The 20,627-nt window shown below is 72.0% G+C and carries 15 protein-coding genes; 3 read left to right on the top strand and 12 right to left on the bottom strand.

What is annotated here, in order from left to right; translation table 11 throughout:
- Positions 1–54: 54 nt before the first annotated feature.
- On the bottom strand, positions 55–3,189 hold the full coding sequence (locus tag H4696_RS43365; protein ID WP_249026947.1) for a GH92 family glycosyl hydrolase: 3,135 nt from the start codon (positions 3,187–3,189) through the stop codon (positions 55–57).
- A 157-nt stretch (positions 3,190–3,346) separates the two neighbouring features.
- Between H4696_RS43365 and H4696_RS43360 the strand changes: the two genes are divergently transcribed.
- Both H4696_RS43360 and H4696_RS43355 read left to right on the top strand, forming a co-directional pair.
- Positions 3,347–4,042, top strand: a complete 696-nt coding sequence (locus H4696_RS43360) for a response regulator transcription factor (protein ID WP_086858569.1) — start codon at positions 3,347–3,349, stop codon at positions 4,040–4,042.
- A complete protein-coding gene (locus H4696_RS43355; protein WP_086858568.1) occupies positions 4,032–5,936 on the top strand; it encodes a sensor histidine kinase in 1,905 nt (634 codons plus the stop codon). The genes H4696_RS43360 and H4696_RS43355 overlap by 11 nt, the downstream gene beginning before the upstream one ends.
- A 1,737-nt stretch (positions 5,937–7,673) precedes the next feature.
- Here the strand turns inward: H4696_RS43355 and H4696_RS43350 are convergent.
- The 6 genes from H4696_RS43350 to H4696_RS43325 form a co-directional block, all read right to left on the bottom strand.
- A complete protein-coding gene (locus tag H4696_RS43350) occupies positions 7,674–8,501 on the bottom strand; it encodes a carbohydrate ABC transporter permease (RefSeq protein ID WP_086858567.1) in 828 nt (275 codons plus the stop codon).
- Positions 8,491–9,375 (bottom strand): carbohydrate ABC transporter permease, encoded by an 885-nt coding sequence (locus H4696_RS43345; protein WP_086858566.1) that lies wholly within the window; start codon positions 9,373–9,375, stop codon positions 8,491–8,493. The genes H4696_RS43350 and H4696_RS43345 overlap by 11 nt, the downstream gene beginning before the upstream one ends.
- Positions 9,372–10,661 (bottom strand): ABC transporter substrate-binding protein, encoded by a 1,290-nt coding sequence (locus H4696_RS43340; protein ID WP_249026946.1) that lies wholly within the window; start codon positions 10,659–10,661, stop codon positions 9,372–9,374. The genes H4696_RS43345 and H4696_RS43340 overlap by 4 nt, the downstream gene beginning before the upstream one ends.
- 73 nt (positions 10,662–10,734) lie before the next feature.
- Entirely contained in the window at positions 10,735–11,790 is a 1,056-nt protein-coding gene (locus tag H4696_RS43335; RefSeq protein WP_086858565.1) for a LacI family DNA-binding transcriptional regulator, read from the bottom strand.
- A 48-nt stretch (positions 11,791–11,838) separates the two neighbouring features.
- The gene (locus H4696_RS43330) at positions 11,839–13,458 is read right to left on the bottom strand and encodes an FAD-dependent oxidoreductase (RefSeq protein WP_086858564.1); all 1,620 of its coding nucleotides are present in this window, start codon (positions 13,456–13,458) and stop codon (positions 11,839–11,841) included.
- A gap of 229 nt (positions 13,459–13,687) precedes the next feature.
- Positions 13,688–14,254 (bottom strand): TetR/AcrR family transcriptional regulator, encoded by a 567-nt coding sequence (locus H4696_RS43325; RefSeq protein WP_086864532.1) that lies wholly within the window; start codon positions 14,252–14,254, stop codon positions 13,688–13,690.
- Between the two features lie 82 nt (positions 14,255–14,336).
- Between H4696_RS43325 and H4696_RS43320 the strand changes: the two genes are divergently transcribed.
- Positions 14,337–15,470, top strand: a complete 1,134-nt coding sequence (locus tag H4696_RS43320) for a YbfB/YjiJ family MFS transporter (protein ID WP_086864534.1) — start codon at positions 14,337–14,339, stop codon at positions 15,468–15,470.
- Here the strand turns inward: H4696_RS43320 and H4696_RS43315 are convergent.
- From H4696_RS43315 to H4696_RS43295, 5 genes are all read right to left on the bottom strand, one after another.
- Positions 15,436–16,401: an RNA polymerase subunit sigma-70 gene (locus H4696_RS43315; RefSeq protein ID WP_169735172.1), complete on the bottom strand. Its 966-nt coding sequence runs from the start codon at positions 16,399–16,401 to the stop codon at positions 15,436–15,438. The genes H4696_RS43320 and H4696_RS43315 overlap by 35 nt on opposite strands.
- Complete coding sequence (locus H4696_RS43310; protein WP_086864531.1) at positions 16,391–17,158, bottom strand: isocitrate lyase/PEP mutase family protein; 768 nt, start codon at positions 17,156–17,158, stop codon at positions 16,391–16,393. The genes H4696_RS43315 and H4696_RS43310 overlap by 11 nt, the downstream gene beginning before the upstream one ends.
- 3 nt (positions 17,159–17,161) lie before the next feature.
- Positions 17,162–18,559 carry a DHA2 family efflux MFS transporter permease subunit gene (locus H4696_RS43305; RefSeq protein ID WP_249027218.1) on the bottom strand — a complete coding sequence of 466 codons (1,398 nt, stop codon included), beginning with the start codon at positions 18,557–18,559 and terminating at the stop codon, positions 17,162–17,164.
- 73 nt (positions 18,560–18,632) lie between these two features.
- Complete coding sequence (locus H4696_RS43300; protein WP_192782847.1) at positions 18,633–19,787, bottom strand: 4-hydroxybenzoate 3-monooxygenase; 1,155 nt, start codon at positions 19,785–19,787, stop codon at positions 18,633–18,635.
- A gap of 72 nt (positions 19,788–19,859) precedes the next feature.
- Positions 19,860–20,597: an IclR family transcriptional regulator gene (locus tag H4696_RS43295; protein ID WP_420831539.1), complete on the bottom strand. Its 738-nt coding sequence runs from the start codon at positions 20,595–20,597 to the stop codon at positions 19,860–19,862.
- Positions 20,598–20,627: the final 30 nt, after the last annotated feature.

Genomic DNA, 20,627 nt, shown 5'->3' with positions numbered 1-20,627 from the left:
ATTCAAGACGTTCGCACGCGCCGCCGGCCGTCAACGAACCTCGGACGCACGACGCTAGGCGAGGCCGATCGCGAAGACGTGCAGGTCCGGGTCCGAGGGCAGGGTCACCGAGGCGATCGTCTTCCCGGCCGGGGCGTCGAACGGCGCCGTCGCGTACACCGACGCCCCGCCGCCCTGGCCGCCCGGCCGGTTGCGGTGGTCCGTGCGGGCCACCAGCGTGTTGCCGAACACCGGGTCCGTGCCGCCGCCCGGGAAGACCCAGTCCCCGAAGGACAGGTCGGCCTGGGCGGTGGTGCCGTCGGTGAACGTGACCGTCGCCGACGCCCGGTGGTCGCCGTTCGAGGCCGTGCCGATGAACGACAAGCGCTTCCCGGACACCGCGAGGGTCTGCCCGGCCGGGACCACGTTGTCCGGCCGTCCCAAAGGCGCGGCGGGCCAGGTGAACGTGGTACCGGAAACCGAAGCCGTTCGGCCGCCGGTCAGGCCGGCCGCGGCGAGGGCCTGGCGCGAAAGGCTGTTCCCGGCGCCGTCGATGTCGGCCGAACCGGCGTCGCCGTCGTCGGAGATGCCCACGTTCGAGTACGCGGCCGCCGGGCCGCCCGGCGGCGCGACCAGCACGATCACCGAGCCGGGCACGGCCGTCGCGCCACCGCGGACGGTCACCGGCACCTGGTAGTAGCCCTCGGGCGTCCCGGCGGCGACCGCCACGCTCAGCTTCGCGGTCGCCCCGCCGGTCCGGCCGTCGAGCCGGAGCTGCCGCGGCCCGGTCACCGAAATCCCGGACGGCGCCTGCGTGGCGACGTCCAGCACCCGGTCGTGCCCGCCGAGCCGCTGCCCGCTCACGGTGACCTCCCCGGCGCTCCCGGGCGCGACGACGACCTGGTTGGTCACCGAGGCCAGGAACGGCTTCTCACCGTCCCGATAGGACGGTGGCACCGTGTCGGCCGCCCAGCGCTTGTCCGGAGTGGACACCAGCGAGAAGTCCAGCCGCCCGCCGTCCCGCACGGTGTTCGCGGGCAAGGACGTCCGGTTCCAGTCGCGGCCGTTCAGCGACAGGGCGTGGACGTACGTCGCGGGCGCCTGGGGCGCGCGGATGTCGAGCGTCCGCCCGGACGGCAGCGCCAGCACCGCGCGCTCGACCAGCGGGCTGTGCACGACCAGGTCCGGCGTCCCCGGCGTGGCCGGGTAGATGCCGAGCGCGGCCCAGACGTACCACGACGACTGCGCGCCCAGGTCGTCGTTGCCCGGCTCGCCGTCCGGGGTCGCGCTGAACAGCGTGGTCGCGATCTCGCGGACCACCTGCTGGGTCTTCCACGGCTGGCCGACGTGGTTGTACAGCCACGGGACGCCGAAGTCGGGTTCGTTGCCCGCCCACATGTACGGCTCGTTCGGGCCGACGTTCAGCTTCTGGAAGAACGTGTCCAACCGCTGTGCCACAAGAGCCGGGCCGCCCATCGCCGTCACCAGCCCGGCCGGGTCCTGCGGCACCAGCCACGTGTACTGCGCCGAGTTGCCCTCGTCGAAGCCGTCCTGGCCGAACTTTCCGGGCGGCGGCGGGACGTACGCCGGGCCGTCCGGGAAGCGCCCGTCCTGCGCGCGCGGCTGGACGTAGCCGGTCAGCGGGTTGAAGAGGTTCTGCCAGTTCTGGCCGCGTTTCGTGAATTCGCGGGCGGTGTCGCGGTCGCCGATCCCCTGCGCGAACTGCGCGATCGCGAAGTCGTCGATCGCCCACTCCAGGGTGATCGACGCGCCGACGCGGGCGTGGTCGCCGCGGGAGGCGTCGTTGTTCGGCAGGTACCCGCGGGCGACGTAGTCGGCGATGCCCCGGCGTTCCTGGTACGCGCCCGGTGTTCCGTCCACTGAGGTCGCGCCCTTGACCAGGTACTTCAGCGCCGTCTTGACGTCGAAGTCCCGCGCCCCGAAGGCGTAGAGGTTCGAGATCAGCGCGACCGAGCTGTCGCCGGTCATCTGCCCGGTGTAGTCGTTCGCCATCGGCCAGCGCGGCCACCAGCCGCCCTGCACGGCGTCGTTGGTCAGCGACTGCGCCATGTCACTGGCTTCCTTCGGGAAGAGCATGGCGTGCAGCGGCGCGAGCGAGCGGTAGGTGTCCCAGTCGGAGAAGTTCGCGTACTGGTGGCGCCCCTTCGGCAGCGTCCGGACCTGGTCGTCGAAGCCGATGTACCGGCCGTCGGCGTCGTCGAACGTGTTGGGGTGCAGCAGCGAGTGGTACAGCGCGGTGTAGAACGTCTTGAGCTGCGCGGGATCCCGGCCCGCGACGCGGATCTTGCCCAGCGCCTGCGCCCACTTGTCCCGTGTGGACTGCCGGACCGCGCCGAAGTCCCAGCCGGGGACTTCCGCGGCCATGTTGGCCTTCGCGCCGTCGACGCCCACATAGGACATCGACACCTTGGCGTGCACGGTGCCGGAAGCGAAGGTCAGGTACGCGCCCGCGCGCGGCGAGTCGACGCTGTCCGTGCCCGGCCGCACCGACGAGCCGTCCCACGTGCCGTGCGCGGTGAACGGCTGGTCGAAGGTGATGTCGTAGAAGACCGTGTACTTGTTGGGCTTGCCGCAGAAGTTGCCGGTGGTGGCCGACCCGCTGACTTCGCGGTCGCCGGTGATCTTCAGGGTGGCCGCGGAGTTCCCGGCGAGGCTGGCGCCGCCCTTGACGAGCACCTGCGGGGTCGAGCCGGCCGGGTAGGTGAACGCCGCGAGCCCGGTGCGGGTCGTGGCGGTCAGCTCGACCCGGACGTTCGAATCGGCCAGCGTCACGGCGTAGTAGCCGGGCTTCGCCTTTTCGTCGTCGTGGCCGAAGTGCTCGGTCCGGTCCCAGGGCGCGCTGCCGACGTCGCCGGTGACCGGCAGGATCGGCACGTCGCCGAACGCGTTGCAGCCGACAGAGGCGTGGTCGAGGCTGAACCCCCGGATCCGGTCGGAGTGGTACTGGTAGCCGGCGTACGCGCCCTGGGTGTCCGGCGAGAACTGCATCATCCCGAACGGCGCCGCCGGGCCGGGGAAGTTGTTGATCTCGCCGACCGAGCTCCCGCCGCGACCGGTCCCGATCAGCGGGTCGACGTAGGCCGCCGGGTCGCCGACCAGCGGTGACAACGTTGTCGGAGCCGCCGAAGCGACGGCGGGGACCCCGATCACCGCCGTCGCGGCCAGCGCCGCCATGAACCTGTACCGCACCCGGTGCCTCCCAGAGCCGACAGCCTTGTCATCCGACCTTTGCCTGCGCCAGGTCCCGCGGTCAACACTTTGACAAAGACCTGGCTCGTGCCCTCAAGGTATGAAGATCCGGTCAGGATCGGGTGGTGGCCGTGTCAGGACGCCTAACCTCGACCCCGTGTGCGCACGTGTACTGGTCGCCGAGGACGACGAGAAGCAGGCCGAGGTCCTCCGGCTCTACCTCGAAAGCGAGGGCCACACCGTCGTGCTGGCCCCGGACGGCCGGGCTGCCCTCGACGAAGCCCGCCGCACCCGCCCCGACCTGCTGGTCCTCGACGTGATGATGCCGAAGGTCGACGGCCTCGACGTCTGCCGGATCCTGCGGCAGGAGTCCGACGTGGCGGTGCTGATGCTCACCGCCCGCGCCACCGAGGACGACCTGCTGCTCGGCCTCGACCTCGGCGCGGACGACTACCTGACCAAGCCCTACAGCCCGCGGGAGCTGATGGCCCGGGTCCGGACGCTGCTGCGGCGGACCGCCGGCCGGCGTGAACCACCGGACACGGCGTTGCGCGCCGGCGCGCTGCGGCTCGACCCGGTCCGGCACGAGGTGTCGGTCGGCGGCCGCCCGGTGGAGACCACCCCGGGCGAGTTCCAGCTGCTCGAGACGCTGATCCGGCAGCCGGGCCGCGTCTTCACCCGGCGGCAGCTGCTGGAGCTGACCCGCGGCGACGACCGGTTCGTCAGCACCCGGATCATCGACGTCCACGTGCTCAACCTGCGCAAGAAGCTCGAGCCGGACCCGCAGAAGCCGGTCTACCTGCGGACCGTGTTCGGCGTGGGCTACAAGCTGATGGCGGACAATGAAACGTAGCTTCCCGCGGCGGCGCAGTCTCGTCGTCCGGCTCACCGCCGTCTCGCTGCTGATCGCGCTCGCCTCGATCGCCGCGACCGCGTGGCTCGCGGTGCAGACCACCACCCGCGCGATCCAGCAGGAGCAGGGCCAGGCGCTCTCCGGCGACGCCACGATCTACACCGAGCTGCTGGGCTACGCGGCGGCCAACCACACCTGGGGTCAGGTCGGCCCGCGGCTGAAAGCGCTGTCCGAGCAGACCGGCCGCCGGATCGTGCTGACCACCCTCGACCGGCACGTCCTCGGCGACTCCGGCGGCACCCCGGTCACGCTGCCGGTCAAGGCGACCGCGTCGGTCGACCCGCTGCACGTCGACCCGGTGCTGCTGCCCCAGGCCGGGACGAGCGGGATCGACCCGCGTGCGGCCGGGCCCTTCCGGCTGCCGGCGGGCGAGCGCGAGGACCTCACGTCGCTGGCCACGAAGACCGCCGCCTGCCTCGCCACGGTCGGCCTCCCCAGCCAGGTGCGCGAGTCACCGAGCGGGCGGCCGCAGCTCGCCGGGCTCGATCCGCTGTCCGCGCGCTACTTCGCTTCGAAGTGCGGCCTCTACGAGCTGGCCGAGCCGACGCCGACCGAGCAGGTCGCGCTCGACAGCCTCAACGACGCCGTCAACCGCTGCCTGCGGAGCCAGGGCGCGGACGAGGTGAAACTGGGCCTCGACCTGCAGGTCCTCGGCGGCATCGACCAGCGGCCGACCCAGGGCTGCCTCGACTCGGCCCGCCGCGAGCAGCTGACGCCGTTCGTCGCGCCGCCCGCGCTGCTGTTCACGCTCGGGCCGGGCGGGTCGCAGCTGCCGACGTTCACGCTGTCCCGGGAAAACCTCACCCGGATCCTCGCGGTGACCGGCGGCGTGCTCGTGCTGGCCATGGCGCTCACGGTGCTGGTCGCGACCCGGCTGTCCCGTCCGCTGCGAGCGCTGACCGAAGCGGCGAAGCAGGATCGCCCGGCGCCGGTGAAGTCGCGCGACGAGGTCGGCTACCTCGCGGCCGCGTTCAACGACCTCACCGCGCGGCGGGAGCGCATCGAGGAGCTGCGCAAGGCGATGGTCAGCGACATCGCGCACGAGCTGCGCAACCCGCTCAACGTCATCCGCGGCCGGCTGGAGGCCGCCGAAGACGGCCACCTGCCCTTCGACCGCGCGCTGAGCGCGTCCCTGCTCGAAGAAACCGTGCTGCTGCAGCACATCGTCGACGACCTCCAGGACCTCGCCGCCGCCGACGCCGGCCAGCTGCGGCTGCACCCCGAGCCGCTCGACGCGGCCGAGCTGGCCGGCCACGTCGCCGTCGCGCAGGCCGACCGGGCCGCCGCGGCCGGCATCGGGCTCACCGTCGAAGCCGACGGCGACGCCGCGGTGACGGCCGATCCGGTGCGGCTGCGGCAGGTCGTCGGCAACCTGGTGACGAACGCGATCCGGCACACCCCGCCCGGTGGCCGGGTGACGATCCGCGTCTCGTCCACTGTGGACGAGGTGGCGCTGGCCGTCGCGGACACCGGCACCGGAATCGCCGCCGCGGACCTGCCGCACGTGTTCGACCGGTTCTGGCGGGCCGAGAAGTCCCGCAGCCGCCAGACCGGCGGCAGCGGGCTCGGCCTCGCCATCGTGCGGCACCTCGTGCACGCCCACGGCGGCACGGTCACCGCCGAGTCCGAAGTGGACAGCGGATCGACGTTCACCGTCCGGCTACCGAAGGCGGATCGCGGTGGTGAGCGTGCCGGGGTGCGGAATCCGCAGGACGTGCAGCCGCCGGGCGCCGTCACGCAGGAAGATGACGGTGGTCGCGGTGACGGTCGCGGCCAGGGCGGCGCCCCAGCCGATGGTGATCGTCGTGCCGCCGCGGCGGATCGTCAGCCCTGACGCCGTCGCGCTCGCACCGGCGCCGTGGGCGACCGGCGTTCCGTCGGCGAACCGGACGTCGTCGCCGGGGTGCAGGACCAGCGGGATCTGCTCGGTCAGCGGCGTGGTCCCCCGGACTTCGCGGGTCACGGTGTCCCGGGTGATGGTCAGGACCGTCCGGATGCGACTGTCCAAGCCGTACCGGACGACGACCGGCGCCGAACCGGGCACCTGCCGGCCGCCGTCCCAGGCGCGGTCGCCGATGGCGTACGTCGCGTCGAGCAGGCCGCGCGCGTCCGGGGTCCCGTTGGGCAGCAGGCTGGCCCAGCACTGCGTGTCGTCCTGCTGGGAATGCACGACCATGCCCGCCCGCGGGTGCCACAGCATTCCCTGCGCACCCCGGACGTAGCTCGACGGCCGCGTGCCCCAGAACCCCGCGAGGTACAGCTGCGGGCGCCGGACGTAGACGTAGGTCTGGTTCAGCCCCTCGTCCCGGCGCTGCACGGCGAAGTCGGCCGAACGCAGGTACGGGAGCTGCCGGAGCGCGGCCTGCTTTTCGCCACGTGAAGGGAAAGCTTCGCCGTAGGAGACGTGCGCGAGAATGCGCGGGGAAGTGTCCTGTTTGGCCGGTCCGATCGCCGGGCCCGGAGTCGCCGCCCACTGCCGGCGCGTCTCGGCGCGGTCCTCGCGGGTGGTGAAGAACGCGGCCAGGTCCGGTACTTCCGGGACGAACAGCGACGCGAGGTTGGTCCGGTCCGGGTCCGGGATGACGTCGTCGTAGTACGACACGTGCGTGCGGCTCGACGTGGCCACGTAGGTCAGCGAGCCGGAGCCGTCGGGTTCGCGGACGACGTTGTAGCCGAACCAGTCCGCGAACTTCCGCGCCATCGCGACGACCGTCCGGTCCCGGGTCAGTGCGTAGATCTCCGCGATTTCCGGGAGCATCACCTCGAAGTTGTAGTTGACGTCCATGCCGGTCGGCTCGTAGAAGAACCCCGCCGGGCTCTGGCCGTTCGCGGCGAGGAACTCGATCCGGTCGCGCAGCTGCTTGCCCAGCACGGGATCCGGGTCCAGCCGCAAGGCCAGCTGGGACGACGAAAGCCCGGACGCGTTCTGGTTGGCGTACTCGACCGGGTGCGCCCAGATCGGGTTGGCCGGGTTAAGGAACCACGTCATGCCCTGGTGCAGCGCGGCGGTCAGCTCGCCGCGCCGGGCGGGCAGCGCGTTGACCTGCCGCAGGTGGGCGAGGGTCTTCGCGAGGTAGCCCATGCCGAACCCGGTGGCGGCCTTGGACTTCTCGGTGATCGAGTACTCCGGGAACGAGCCGTCGGCGTGCTGCAGGTTCAGGTAGTGCGCGATCGCCGCGTCGAGCCGGTTCCGCAGGGCGGGGTCCAGGTGGTACGGGTTCCACGGCCGCCGGTTCGCGTAGAACCAGCTCAGCGTGTAGACGTGCTCCTGGACGCGGGCGTTGTACGGCTCGCTCGGCGTCCGCCACCAGCCGCCCCCGAAGAAGCCCAGGGTGGCCGGATCCACGCTGACATCGTTGACAATGCCCGGCAAAATGGCGAGGTAGGGCGCGAAACGCTGCTCCAGCGGCGAGAAGAGCCGCCGGTCCGGCGCCCCGGGCGGCAGCGGGGCGAGCGGCGGGAACGGGCCCGCCGGCGGGGGTACCGCGGCCGAAGCCGTCCCCGCCAGGCCGAGCAAGGCGGCGGCGGTGGCTCCGCCGAGGAAGGTTCTGCGATCGATCACGACTGCCTCCTAGCCTTTCAGGCCGCTCTGGGCGAGCCCTTCGACGAACTGGCGTTGCGCGATGATGAACACGACCAGCACCGGCACGACCGTCGTGGTCGCGGCGGCGAGCTGGACGTTCCAGAGGTGACCGCCGTAGACGTCGACGTACTGCGTCAGCGCCACCGGCAGCGTGAACATGCTCTTGTCGGTCAGGTAGACCAGCGGTTCCAGGAAGAAGTTCCACGTGTTCAGGAAGGTGAAGATCGCGACCGCGGCCAGCGCGGGTTTCGCGATCGGCAGGGCGACGCGCCGGTAGAGCCCGAACCGCGAGAGGCCGTCGAGCCGGCCCGCTTCTTCGAGCTCGCCCGGGATCGTGATGAAGAACTGGCGCATCACGAACGTCGCCAGCACGCTCGGCGCCCCGAAGATCGGCACGACGATGAGCGGCCAGTGCGTGTTCGTCAGGCCCAGGTCGTCGACCACCCGGAACAGCGGGATGATCGTGACCTCGCTCGGCACCATCAGTCCGATGAGGATCAGCGCGAAGAGCTTCTCGCCGCGGAACCGGATGCGGGCGAACGCGTACCCGGCCAGCGAGGAGAAGAACATCGTGCCGAGCGTGACGAGCACGGCGATGTAGAGGCTGTTGAAGTACTGCTGCGCCAACGGGAAGTCGGTGAACGCCGTCCGGTAGTTCTCCCACTGCGGCTGGTTCGGGAACAGCTTCGGCGGGTACGCGAGGACTTCGTTGGCCGGCAGCAGCGACGCCGTGATCATCCACCAGGTGGGGAACACGAACGGCACGGCCAGCACGACCATCACCGCGTAGCAGGCGATCTTCGCCCTACGACTCATGGAACACCCACCGCTTCCGCATCCGCCACTGCAGCAGCGTGAGCGCCAGGATGACGAGGAACAGCACGACCGCCAGCGCCGAGCCGTACCCGAGGTCGTGGTTGGCGAAGGCCTGCTGGTAGAAGTAGAAGACCAGGACGTTGGTGCTGTCGGCGGGGCCGCCCAGCGTCAGCACCTGGATCTGCGCGAACACCTGCAGCGCGCCGGCCACGGTGATGATCGCGGTGAGCAGCGTGGTCGGGCTGATCATCGGCAGTGTCACCGAGCGGAACCGGCGCCACGGCCCGGCACCGTCCAGTTGCGACGCTTCCACAATGGACTGCGGGATGCCCTGCAGCGCGGCGAGGAACAGCACCATGTTGAGCCCGACGTTCTTCAGCACCTGCACCACGATCACCGAGAGCATCGCGGTGCCGTTGCCCCGCAGCCAGTTCGGCCCGTCGACGCCGATCGTCTGCAGCAGCGAGTTGATCCCGCCGTTGTCCTGCAGGAGGAAGTTCCACACGATCGTCCAGGCGACGAGCGTGATGACCACCGGCGAGAAGAAGACCGTGCGGAACACCGTGGTACCGCGCAGCTTCAGGTTGAGCAGCAACGCCAGCGACAGCGCCAGCGCGAGGTTCAGCACGACCAGGCCGACGCAGAAGATCGCCGTCGCGCGGGCGACCTTCGGCGCGGTCGGGTCGTCGAAGAGCTTCGCGTAGTTGTCCGCGCCCGCGAACGTCGACGTCCCGGCGAGGAGGTTGACGTCCTGGAGGCTGTACCAGACCACCGCGACCAGCGGCGCGACGACGAAGGCGAGGAACCCGAGAGCCTGCGGGGCGATGAAGAGCCACCCCGCCAGCTCTTCGCGCTTCCTCGAGGTCCACGTCATTGGCTCAGCGCCGGGTCGATCGCCTGGCAGACGCCGGCCAGCGCGGCGGGCACGTTCGCGTCCGGCTTCCACATCGGGTCCAAAGCGGACTGGACGAGCGACGCGATCCGCGCGCTGCCGGTGTGCGACGGCAGCACCGCGCCGGTCTTGATCCCGTTCACCACGACGTTCTGCAGCTGCTCCTGGCTGAACAGCGGGTTCGCCTTGGCCAGGGTGGCCGCGTTGAGCAGGCTGTCGCGGGCCGGCGGGAAGTACTGGCCGAGCTTCGCCGAGTTGGCCGGGTTGGTGAAGAACGCGAGGAAGTCCGCGGCGGCCTTGGCGTGCTTGCCCTTCACCGGCACGCCGATCCCGGCCTGGCCGATGACCTGCGCGTTCGCCTTCGGACCGGCGGGCAGCGGGACGATGCCCCACTCGAACGGCTTGGCCTTGAGCAGCCCGGCGCGGCTGATCTGCGCGATGGTCAGGCCGGCTTCCCCGGCGAAGAAGTCCGCCGTCGTGCCCGGGCCGGGCAGCGCCTTGTCGGTGAAGATCGCCTGGTGCAGGAAGGTCATCGCGGACGTCATCTCCGGGGAGGTGAACCCGCACGTCTTGCCGTCCGGGCCCCAGGCGTCGGCGCCGAAGCCGCGCCACACCGAGGCGAGCAGCACCCACTGCTTGTACTCGAACTCGCGGATCACCAGGCCCGCCTTGCCGGTGTCCTTCGCGGCGACCTGCGTCGCGATCTGCCGGGCGGCCTCCCAGGTCCACCGTCCACTCGCGACCAGCTGGTCGGGTGTCTCGGTGATCCCGGCCTGCGTCAGCAGGTTCTTGTTGTAGAACATGCCGAACGGCGAGGTCGAGAACGGGTAGGCGTACAGGCCGCTGTCCTTGGTCCACAGCTTCGTCGCCGACGGGACCAGTTCGGCCGCGTTGTACCCGGCGGCGGCGTCCAAGGTGGGCTTGAGGTCGGTGAGCGCGCCGGACTGGACGAAGTCGGGCGCGTCGCGCTCGAGGATCCACGCGAGGTCCGGCGGGTTGCCGCCGGAGAGCTGCGTGGTAAGCGCGGCCGAGTAGGCGCTGGTGTCGCCCGGGACGACGTCGAACTTGACCGACGCGACCTCCGGGTGGGCCTTGCGGTACTCGGTGGCGATGGAGTCGAAGAGGGCGAGCTGGTTCTTGTCCGTCGTCCAGACGGTCATGCGCAGTGCGATGTTCTTGTCGTCGCCGGCGCCGCCCGAGCACGCCGTCGAAGCCAGTGCGACGGCGGACAGGGCCGCGGCGAGCAGCCGGATTCTCCGGTAGGCCACGATGCCTCCTGGTTATTCGAATTAGCAGGGACGGTAAGCGCCGCCCCGTGCACTGTCAACAGGCCGATCGGCCTCAGCGGGAGTCTGTTGTGGAGGGTCCGGCCGCGGTGGCGCCCTCGTGGATCGTGCACGGCAGGAGCAGCTGGCGCGACTGGGGTTTCCGCAACAGCTCGACGAGCACGCGCACCGCGTGCACGCCCATTTCGTGGCGCGGGATGCGGAACATCGACCAGTCGGTCGCGGTGCTCGGCACGGCGTGCGCGTGCGGCTGCTGCGACGGGTCGGCGTCGCCCAGCACGACGAGCGAAAGGTCCGCGGGCACGGTCAGCCCCACGTCGTGCGCGCACGCCAGGATGCCGTCGGCCATCGCCGAGCTCTCGACGAGCAACGCCGTCACGCCTTCGTCGCGCGCCTGCCGCAACGCGATCGCCGGGTCGTCCGCGAGGAACACCAGCGGCGGACGGCGGTGCTTGCGCGCGGCGGCCTCGTACCCGGCACGGCGGTCGAGCGTCGGCTCGTTCTCCTCGGTGACGCTGAGCAGCCCGATCCGGCGGTGCCCGAGGCCCCACAGCCACTCGTGGACCTCACGGGTGGCGGCGACGTAGTCCGCGCCGACGTAGCTGATCGGCCCGGTCGGCGACTCGCGGCGGCCGACGAACACGAACGGGAACTGCTCCTCGACCAGCTGCGCGAGCTCCTGCGGGTCGTTGTGCCTGCCGAGCAGGATCGAGCCGTCCGCGATGCGCAGCCGGTTCGTGCCCGCCTCGTAGATGCGGCGGCGCCCGTCGCGGCGGCCACCGCTGGTGAACAGCAGCAGGTCGAAGCCCTGCTGCTCGGCCTCCTCCTCGATGCCGAGCAGGAACGGCCGGTAGAAGTCGGCCACCCCGGACGGGAACACCGATTCGTAGGTGAAGACGCCGAGGATCTGGTTGGACTTCCCGCGCAGCCGCCGGCCCATGATGTCCACGGTGTAGCCGGTTTCGCGGAGCACCTGCTGCACGCGGTCGCGGGTCTCCGGGGTGATGCGCAGGCTGTCGGAGCCGTTGAGCACCATGGACACGACGGCCTGCGAGACGCCGGCCAGGCGCGCCACCTGGGCCTGCGTGACCCGGCCCGAACCCGCCGTCATCCGTGACTCCTTCTCGCGCGACTCCGCCAGACCTTACCGGCGGCACGGTCAGTACCCCCGCACTTCCGGCCACCGGCGTTCCACCCCGGCGGCGTCCAGCACGCGCGCGAAGTCCTCGAAGAGCCGGGTGTCTTCGCGCACGGCTTTCGGCTCGACGTCCTCGCTGATGGCGAAGGCCGCGAGCAGCCCGGCGACCTCGCCGACGTTCCACTCGACGGGGTGCAGCCGGAAGCAGCCGTTCGTGATGTGCGTGGTGCCGATGTTCTTGCCCGCGGGCAGCAGGTTCCGGGTGCGCACCGGCAGCAGCGCGCCGAGCGGGATCTCGTACGGCACGCTGGCGACGTCGATGTAGTTGTCCCCGCCGGTCGACGGGTGCAGGTCGATCCGGTAGCTGCCGACCCCGACGGCGTCCGCGCGGCGCACCCGGCCGTCGACCCCGAGGATCTCGGCCGAGACGTCGTGCTCGGTGACCGTCGTGACGGCCTTGATGCGGCGGGCTTCGCGGACGTACGCGGACTTCGCGAGGCCGTCCGCCGTGCCGGTGACGTCGGGGCGGAGCTTGAGCCCGGGGAAGCCGGTGCCGCCGTCCGCGCGGGGTGCCTCGGTCTGCAGCCAGTGGAGGACGGACAGGCTGAGCTGCTTGGCTTCGTGGTGCGCGGTCTGCACGTCGGCTTCGGTCGCGTGGCCGGGGATCGTGAGGGCGGGCTTGAGCCAGTAGTCGTTGAGCGGCCAGTTGACCAGCGTGACGTCGGAGTCGAACGCGCCGTCGGTGTGCAGGTTGCGGGCGAGGATGCGGCGGAACGTCCACAGCTCCTTGTCGCCGGCGTCGGCGCTCTGGTCGGCGCTGACGGCCAGGGGGTCGCCGGGCGGGTTCGGCACGAAAGTGCGTTTGACCGGCTCGAGGGTCCGCGGGTCGGGGGCGACGAAGCCGAGCAGCGGGCCGGGCCAGAAGTCCGGCTGGTAGTCGCGCCAGAAGCCGTACATCGCGGGCTTGTCGATGACGTGGTCTTCGCCTTCGTGGTGAGAAACCGCGAAGCAGTAGGTGATGCCTTGCAGGTTCGCGGGCGCGGCTTCGTCCGGCGCGTGCGGTTCGCCGTGGGTGCTCCGGGCTTCCGCGCCGGTGACGTGTTCGGTCCCGGCGAGCGGCAGGAGGTCACCGTTCTCGGTGGCGTCGAGGACGTACTGGGCGTTGACGACGACCCGGTCTTCGCCGTTCTCGATCACCACGGCGTCGACCCGGTCGCCATCGGTGTGCACCTCGACCGGCCGGTGGTGGCGCAGAACGAGGATCCGCCCGGCACTGACGTGCGGCGCGAGCATGGCTTCGATGACCGCGAGCGCGACCCGCGGCTCGTGGCAGAGCTTGCTGACCTTCCCCGCCCCGGGATTGAGCTCGGCGTGCTTCGCGGCTTCGGCGCGAAGCGGGTAGTGGCGGCGGTAGTGGTCGCGGATGCCGGCGCGCAGCTCGCGGTAGGTGCGGGTGGACCCGAACCGCTCGATCCACGGGTTTTCGTCCGGCGGAACGGCTTGCGCGGTGAGCTGGCCGCCGAGCCAGTCGGTCTCTTCGGTGAGGACGACCCGCCGGCCGTGGGAAGCCGCGGCCAGCGCGGCGGCGACGCCGCCGAGTCCCCCGCCGACGATGAGAATCTCGGTGCCCAGTTCCTTCATGAAGCCTTCCCCGCGCGGTGATAATTCGAATTACTACGCGGGTATGGTGCGCACGGGGAGGGTGACGAGTCAAGAGACAGAACCGGACAGCGCGCGATCAGGCGCGGGCACCAGGCAGGGTCCCGGCAAAGTCGCACCGGGTGGTCCTGCGATGTCTTGAATGACTCATTCAGGACCTCCGAAGACCTGAATGAGTCATTCAAGACGTCGGCGAAGCCGTCGCCGGCGCTCAGGCCGGCCGGTCGCCGAGCATGGACGTGGCCAGGCGCTTCGCCGTGCGGAACGGGGTCGCGTCCTGGGCGACCACCGACTGCACCGCGGCGCCCTCGAGCACCAGCATCAGCTCGTCGGCCAGCCGGTCCGGTTCTCCAGCTCGCGCGAGCTGTGCCCGCAAGTAACCGTGCAGCGCCGTCTTGTGGTGGCGGACCACCTCGCGCACCGGGTCGGCCGGGTCGGGGAACTCCGAAGTCGCGTTGAGGAACGCGCAACCCCGGTACCCGTCCCGGGACAACCACGCCTCGTAAGCGTCGAACACCGCCAGCACCCGCTCCCGGGGCTCCGGATGCGCCGCCGTGATCTCGTCGACCTGCTCCTGCCACGCGCGGTCGCGCTCCCGCAGGTACGCCACCACGAGCCGGCTCTTCGAACCGAAGTTGCCGTACAGGGCCGCCTTCGTGACGCCCGCCGCCGCGGCCACCGCGTCGACCCCCACGACGTGGATGCCGTCCCGGTAGAACAGCGTCGACGCGGCCTTGAGCACCTTCCCCCGCGCGTCGCCGGGGCGAGTCCGGCCCATCACACCTCCCGGTCTGCCGCACTACCTGCCACAACCGTACCAGCCCTTGACAGCAAACAGACCGGTCTGTCTGATGGAGGTCATGGCGACCCAGACGAGAGAGACGACGTCCTGGTGGCCCCTCGCCGCGGCCGGCGCGGGGGTCATCGCCCTCTGCTACGGGTTCGCGCGCTACGCCTACGGGCTGTTCGTGCCCCGGTTCAGCGAAACGTTCGGGCTGACCACCGTCGGCGTCGGCGTGCTCGGCGGGCTCTCGACCGCCGGCTACGCGGCCGGGCTGCTGCTGGCCCCGCGGACGTCGGCACGCTCGGCGCGCGGCACCGTGCTGCTCGCCGGCGCGGCCGCCACGACCGGGCTCGCGCTCATGGCGCTGGCCCCGGCCGTCGCCGTGTTCGCCGCCGGCATCGTGGTCGCGGGCGCCAGCGCGGGGCTCGTGTCGCCCGGCGTCGCCCAGCTCATCGGGGAGAGCACCGGCCAGGCCCGTGCGCAGACCTGGGCCAACACCGGCACCGGCCTCGGGCTCGCCGCGTCCGCGTTCACGCCGCTGCTGGCCCTCGGCTGGCCCGTGGTCTGGGCGGCGTTCGCCGGGCTCGGCGCGGTGGTGACGCTGCTCGCGTGGCGCACGCTCCCCCGCAGCCGCCCGGCCGTCGTCGCCACCAGCGCAGGCCGGGGCCTCAAACCGCTGGTGCTCAACGCCGTGCTCATCGGCGTGACGAGCGCGCCCTACTGGACCTTCTCCGGCTCCCGGCTCGCCGAAGCCGGCCTGAGCCCGGTGGCCGCGACCTGGTGCTGGTTCGCGATCGGGGTCGCCGGGCTGTGCGGCGGCCTGGCCGGCCGGGTCGTCGAACGCGTCGGGCTGCCGGCCGCCAACCTCGCGACCTGGACGCTCGCCGCGGCCGGCCTCGCCCTCCTGGCCGTGCCCGGCCTCGGACTGGTCGGCGCACTGGTGTCCAGCGCGCTCTTCGGCAGCACGTACATGGCGTTGACGGGCCTGTGCATCGTCTGGGCGGCCCGCCTGTCACCGGAGCGGCCCGCCCGCGGTGTCACCTGGTCCTACGTCGGGCTGGGCGCCGGGCAGACCGCGGCCGGCCCGCTGGCCGGTGCGGCCGCCGCGAGCATCGGGCTAGGGCCGGTGTTCATACTGACCGGTCTGATCGCTCTCCTCGCGTGGACTCCCTGGTTCAAGCCAGCGACGCCGGCAGGCCCGCGGCCGTGACCAGTTCCGGGCCGGGGAACTTGACCGCGCGCGACAAGCGATCCCCGGTCACCGTGAACACCCACAACCCTTCCGCACGCAGGATTCCCGCGTCGTCCGGGCGGTAGCTGCCCGCGGCGGGCTGGCCGTTGGCGCGCGTGGGCCGCAGCCGGATCCCCTGGTCCGCCCGGAAGGCGTACCGCTCCAGGAACGGCAGGCACACGCTGACCCCCTTGAACCACACCGGGTGCGGCACGGCTTCGAGGCTGAAGTCGTCGTGGATGACGGTCCGGATGGCCGCGGTGTCCTGCGCCTCGAACGCCGCGACGTACCGGTCGAGCAGCGCACGTTCGACCTCCGCAACCGGCGGCGCCGCGTCGAGATCCAGCTCGTCGAGCCGCTGCCGGGCCCGCTGCAGCAGGCTCTTCACCGCGGGCACGCTGACATCGAGCGTCTCCGCGATTTCGGCGGCGGACCACGACAGCACCTCCCGGAGCAGGAACGCCGCCCGTTGCCGCGCCGGCAGGTGCTGCAACGCCGCGATCAGCGCCAGCCGCACCGATTCGCGCCGGACGACGACCTCCCCCGGGTCGCCGAGCACCGCGTCGGGCAGCGGCTCGAGCCACGCGACCGGGCCGGCCCCGAACACCCGGACGTCCGGATCGCTCGACGGCGCACCCAGCCCGGCGGGCAGCATCCGCCGGCTGTGGTGCCGCAGCTCGGTGAGGCAGGTGTTGGTCGCGATCCGGTACAACCACGTCTTGAGCGAAGAGCGCCCTTCGAACGCGCCGACCCCGCGCGCGGCCCGGAGGTACGTCTCCTGGACGACGTCTTCGGCGTCCTGGTAGGAGCCGGTCATCCGGTAGCAGTGGGCGAGCAGCGCGGGGCGGAGCGCGTCGAACTCGTCCCGCAGCCGCGTGCTCCCGGCCAGTGGCATCGCCTCAGCTGACATCGCGCACTCCCCGTTCGTGGATGGCTTCCAAAGCTTCCCTCATCCCGGCGAAGCCGGAGCGGTAGAACCGGGGTCCGAACGACACCCGGGCCACGCCCAGCGCCGCCAGGCCGTCGAGGTCCAGCGCCGGATTCGTGTTGCCGTTGACCGGCCCGCCCACTTCGGCGACGAGCCGGCCGAGCGCGTCGCCGGGCGCCCCGATCGGGTACACGCAGTCCGCGCCCGCCTCCCGGTAACCGCGGCCGCGCCGGACGGCCTCCGCCACCCGGTCCGCCTCGGGCACCCCGGCGGGTGGCAGGAAGACGTCGATCCGCGCGTTGACGACGAGCGGGACCCCGCTCGCGTCGGCGGCCGCGCGCACTTCGGCCAGCCAGTCCGCGTGCGCTTCCGGGTCCGCGAGCCGCCCGGCGCGGTGGTCGGTGTCCTCGAGGTTGCACCCGGCCGCACCGGCTTCGAGGAGCCGGTCCACCAGTTCGTGCGGCGCCAGGCCGTAGCCGGCCTCGGCGTCGACGGTCACCGGAACGGGTACCGCACGGGCGATCCGGGCCGCCGCCGCGAACATCTCCCGCCACGGCGCCGCTTCGCCGTCCTGGTGCCCGAGCACGTCGGCCACGGCGGCGCTGGAGGTCGCCACCACCGGGAACCCGGTCTCGACGACGAGTTCGGCGCTGGCTTCGTCCCAGGCGTTCGGCAGCACGAGCAGCTCGCCGTGGTGCAGTTCGCGCAGCAGGTCGGCGTGGGCCTTCAAGTCGGTCATGGCTCAGTTCTCCTTCGGTTCGAGGCGGGGGACGAAACAGCCGGCCAGCACACCGGCGGCGGCGAGGGCGGCGCTGAGCACGACGGCGGCCGTGAACCCCTCGGTGAACGCGGAATAGCCGCCGGCCAGCGAGAACCCGGCGACCAGGACGGCTACCCCGAAGGCCCCGCCGAGCTGCCGCATCGCGCTGAAGGCGCCGGAAGCCTTGCCGAGGAACCGCGGGCCGGCCGACGTCAGCACCGCGCTCTGCACGGCGGGCAGGCACATCGCGATGCCGGTGCCCGAGAGCACCAGCGGCGCGACGATCGCCCAGTACGTGCTCGCCGGACCGGCGACCGCGGCGATCCAGAGCATGGCGAGGCCGTGCAGGCCCAGGCCGGCGACGATGAACGGCCGTTCGCCGAACCGCCCGACCAGGCGCCCCGCCAGCTGCGGGACGGCCACGGTGGTCAGCCCCCACGGCGCCAGCCCGGCCCCGGCGGCCAGCGGCCCGTACCCGAGCCCTTCCTGCAGGAACTGGGCCATGAAGAACGTCGCGCCCAGCGCCGAGGCCCAGTGGAAGAAGATCACCGCGTTGCCCGCCGAAAACCGGCGCGAGCGGAACAGCCCGAGCGGGAGCATCGGGTGGGCGGCCCGCCGCTGCCAGGCGACGAACCCGCCGAACGCGACCAGCCCGGCCGCGACCGGTCCCGCGACGCCGGTCCAGCCCGCGGTGCCGACCTGCGCCAGCCCCCACACCACCCCGAAGGATCCCGCGCCGGCCAGCAGCAGGCCCGGCACGTCGAGGGCGCGATCGGGGCCGTGGCTCTCCTCGACCCGGGTCAGCGCGAGGACGGCCAGGACCGCGCCGACGGGGACGTTGATCCAGAAGATCCACGGCCAGGAAATGCCCGCCACGACGGCGCCGCCCAGCAGCGGCCCGAGCGGCACCGCCAGCCCGCTCACGCTCGCGAAGACGCCGAGCGCCTTCGGCCGCAGCTCCGGCGGGAACGCGGCGCCCAGCAGCGCCAGCGCGAGCGGCATGACGAACGCGGCCCCGGCGCCCTGCAGCACCCGGCCGGCGATCAGGGTGCCGGCGTCCGGCGCGAGGGCGCAGACCAGCGACGCCAGCGCGAACACGCTCACGCCGGCCACGAACACCCGCCGCCGTCCCCACCGGTCCCCGGCGGCCGCGGCCGTCATGAGCAGGACGGCGAAGCTCAGGCCGTAGGCGTTGACGGTCCATTCGAGCTCGGCGACCGACGCACCCGTGCCGGCCTTGATCGCGGTCAACGCGGTCGCCACGACGAGCGCGTCGAGCACGACCATCATCGAAGCGACGGAGGTGATCGCGAGGACCCACCTTCGCTTCGCTGTTCCTACCTCCGGTACCGCCGGGGTGGGCGGGGTTTCGACGCGCACTCGGGACTCCTCGCGGCTCGGTTGCGGTGCTGCCGAGAGTTGGACACCGCGCGAACCGGAAAGGAATCGGTGCTTACAGCGGCAACCCCGAATAGTTGTCCGCGAGCTCGGTCGCCGCGGCCGCCGACGTCACCGTGCGGCGGAGCTGGGCCAGCTGGAGCTGGGCGTCGAAGTCGTCGCCGTGGCGGTGCAGCATCGACGTCATCCACCACGAGAAGTGCGTGCAGCGCCAGACCCGCCGCAGCGCGGTGTCCGAGTACGCGTCGACGAGTTCGTCCTTGCCGTCCTTCAGGGAAGCGGTGAGCGCCTTCGCCAGCAGTGCGACGTCCGCGACCGCCAGGTTCAGGCCCTTCGCCCCCGTCGGCGGCACGATGTGCGCGGCGTCCCCGGCGAGGTAGAGGTTGCCGTGGCGCATCGGCGTCGCGACGAAGCTGCGCATCGGCAGCACGCTCTTCTCGGTGATCGGCCCCGTCTCCAGCGCCCACCCGGGGTGCCCCAGCCGCTTGGCGAGCGCGTCCCAGATCCGGTCGTCGCTCCACTCCGCGATGTCCTCGTCCGGCGCCACCTGCAGGTAGAACCGGCTCACCCGTGGCGAGCGCATGCTGTGCATCGCGAAGCCGTCCGGGTGCCAGGCGTAGATCAGCTCGTCGGCCGACGGCGCGACGTCGGCCAGCACGCCCAGCCAGGCGAACGGGTAGGCGCGCTCCCAGATCTCGGCGTCGGGGATGGACGCGCGGCTCGGCCCGTGGAAGCCGTCGCAGCCGACGACGACGTCCGCGTCGACCCGCCGCGCCTGTCCTTCGGCGTCCACGAAGGTCACGTGCGGCGTCCCGGTGACGTCGTGCAGCGTGACGTCGGAGGCCGAGTAGTACACCGGGCGGCCGGCCTTTTCCCGCGCCGCCATGAGGTCCTTGGTGATCTCGGTCTGCCCGTAGATCGTCACCGACCGGCCGACGAGGTCGACGAAGTCGAGGTGGTGGCGCTCGCCGGGCCACTGCAGGTGGATGCCCCGGTGCTCCATGCCCTCGACGTCGAGCCGGGCGCCGAGGCCGGCCTCACGCAGGAGGCCGACCGTGCCCGCCTCGAGCATGCCCGCGCGGATGCGGGCCTGGACGTAGTCGGCGGTCTGCCGTTCGAGCAGCACCGAGTCGATGCCTTCGAGGCCGAGCAGGTGGGACAGCAGCAGCCCGGCCGGGCCGGCGCCGACGATGGCGACCTGGGTGCGCACGGCAACGTCCTTTCACGCGAAGAGGCTCCGAGCATCCCCCGCGCGGCCCGGCCCCCACCACTGGACTCTCATTCAGTGAGAGAGTGTCCGCGAGATTCCGCGGGCCGCCGCGCGCAGCGCCGGGATCTGCATCCGCGCGGCGTCGTCGTTGGGCACGATCACCGACAGCGCCGCGACGACGTCGCCGCCGCGTCCCCGCAGCGGGACGGCGATCCCCGTGGTCTCTTCGTCGATGAAGCCCGCGCAGTACGCGTAGCCGTCCCGCCGGACGTCGGCGAGGAAGCGCCGCAGCCGCGCCGGCTCGGTCAGCGTGGTCCGGCGGAACGCGCCGAGCGGGCCGGCCAGCACTTGTTCCTGCAGGTCGGCGGGCGCGTGGGCGAGCAGCACGAGCCCGGACGACGACGCGTGCAACGGCAGCCGCCCGGCCACGCGCGTCACGTTGACGACCGCGCCGGGCGCGGAAAGCCGCTCGACGAACAGGACCTCGCGGTCCTCCAGCACGGCGAGCTGCGTGTGGTGCCCGACGACGGCGTGCAGGTCCTCCATGAACGGCAGCGCCGCCTCCCGCAGCCCCAGCGTCGGGGAGGCGCGGGAAGCCAGCTCCCACAGGCGGACGCCCACCCGGACCCTCCGATCGGTGTCGCGCCGCAGCCAGCCGTGCCCGACCAGCTCCTCGATCAGCCGCGACGCCGTCGCGACGTGCAGCCCGGTCCGCCGCGCGATGTCGGTGACGCGCAGCGCGGGCGCGTCCGGCTCGAACGTCTCGAAGATCCGGACGACGCGCGTCAGCACGGAGTCGCGTTTCACCACGTCAGGAGTGTGCCCCACCGGCCGGGGCGG

The sequence above is a fragment of the Amycolatopsis lexingtonensis genome (genome assembly GCF_014873755.1).
Taxonomy (GTDB): Bacteria; Actinomycetota; Actinomycetes; order Mycobacteriales; family Pseudonocardiaceae; genus Amycolatopsis; species Amycolatopsis lexingtonensis.
The sequence above is the reverse complement of the archived record's forward strand: the minus strand, read 5'-3'. Positions and strand labels throughout refer to the sequence as shown.

What these genes read in the sequence shown, in the direction of transcription:
- H4696_RS43335 (WP_086858565.1), bottom strand. Translation starts at nt 11,790, where the DNA reads ATGACGGCGGGTTCGGGCCGGGTCACGCAGGCCCAGGTGGCGCGCCTG.
- H4696_RS43325 (WP_086864532.1), bottom strand. Translation starts at nt 14,254, where the DNA reads ATGGGCCGGACTCGCCCCGGCGACGCGCGGGGGAAGGTGCTCAAGGCC.
- H4696_RS43350 (WP_086858567.1), bottom strand. Translation starts at nt 8,501, where the DNA reads ATGAGTCGTAGGGCGAAGATCGCCTGCTACGCGGTGATGGTCGTGCTG.
- H4696_RS43310 (WP_086864531.1), bottom strand. Translation starts at nt 17,158, where the DNA reads ATGACCGACTTGAAGGCCCACGCCGACCTGCTGCGCGAACTGCACCAC.
- H4696_RS43320 (WP_086864534.1), top strand. Translation starts at nt 14,337, where the DNA reads ATGGCGACCCAGACGAGAGAGACGACGTCCTGGTGGCCCCTCGCCGCG.
- H4696_RS43330 (WP_086858564.1), bottom strand. Translation starts at nt 13,458, where the DNA reads ATGAAGGAACTGGGCACCGAGATTCTCATCGTCGGCGGGGGACTCGGC.
- H4696_RS43355 (WP_086858568.1), top strand. Translation starts at nt 4,032, where the DNA reads ATGAAACGTAGCTTCCCGCGGCGGCGCAGTCTCGTCGTCCGGCTCACC.
- H4696_RS43345 (WP_086858566.1), bottom strand. Translation starts at nt 9,375, where the DNA reads ATGACGTGGACCTCGAGGAAGCGCGAAGAGCTGGCGGGGTGGCTCTTC.
- H4696_RS43315 (WP_169735172.1), bottom strand. Translation starts at nt 16,401, where the DNA reads ATGTCAGCTGAGGCGATGCCACTGGCCGGGAGCACGCGGCTGCGGGAC.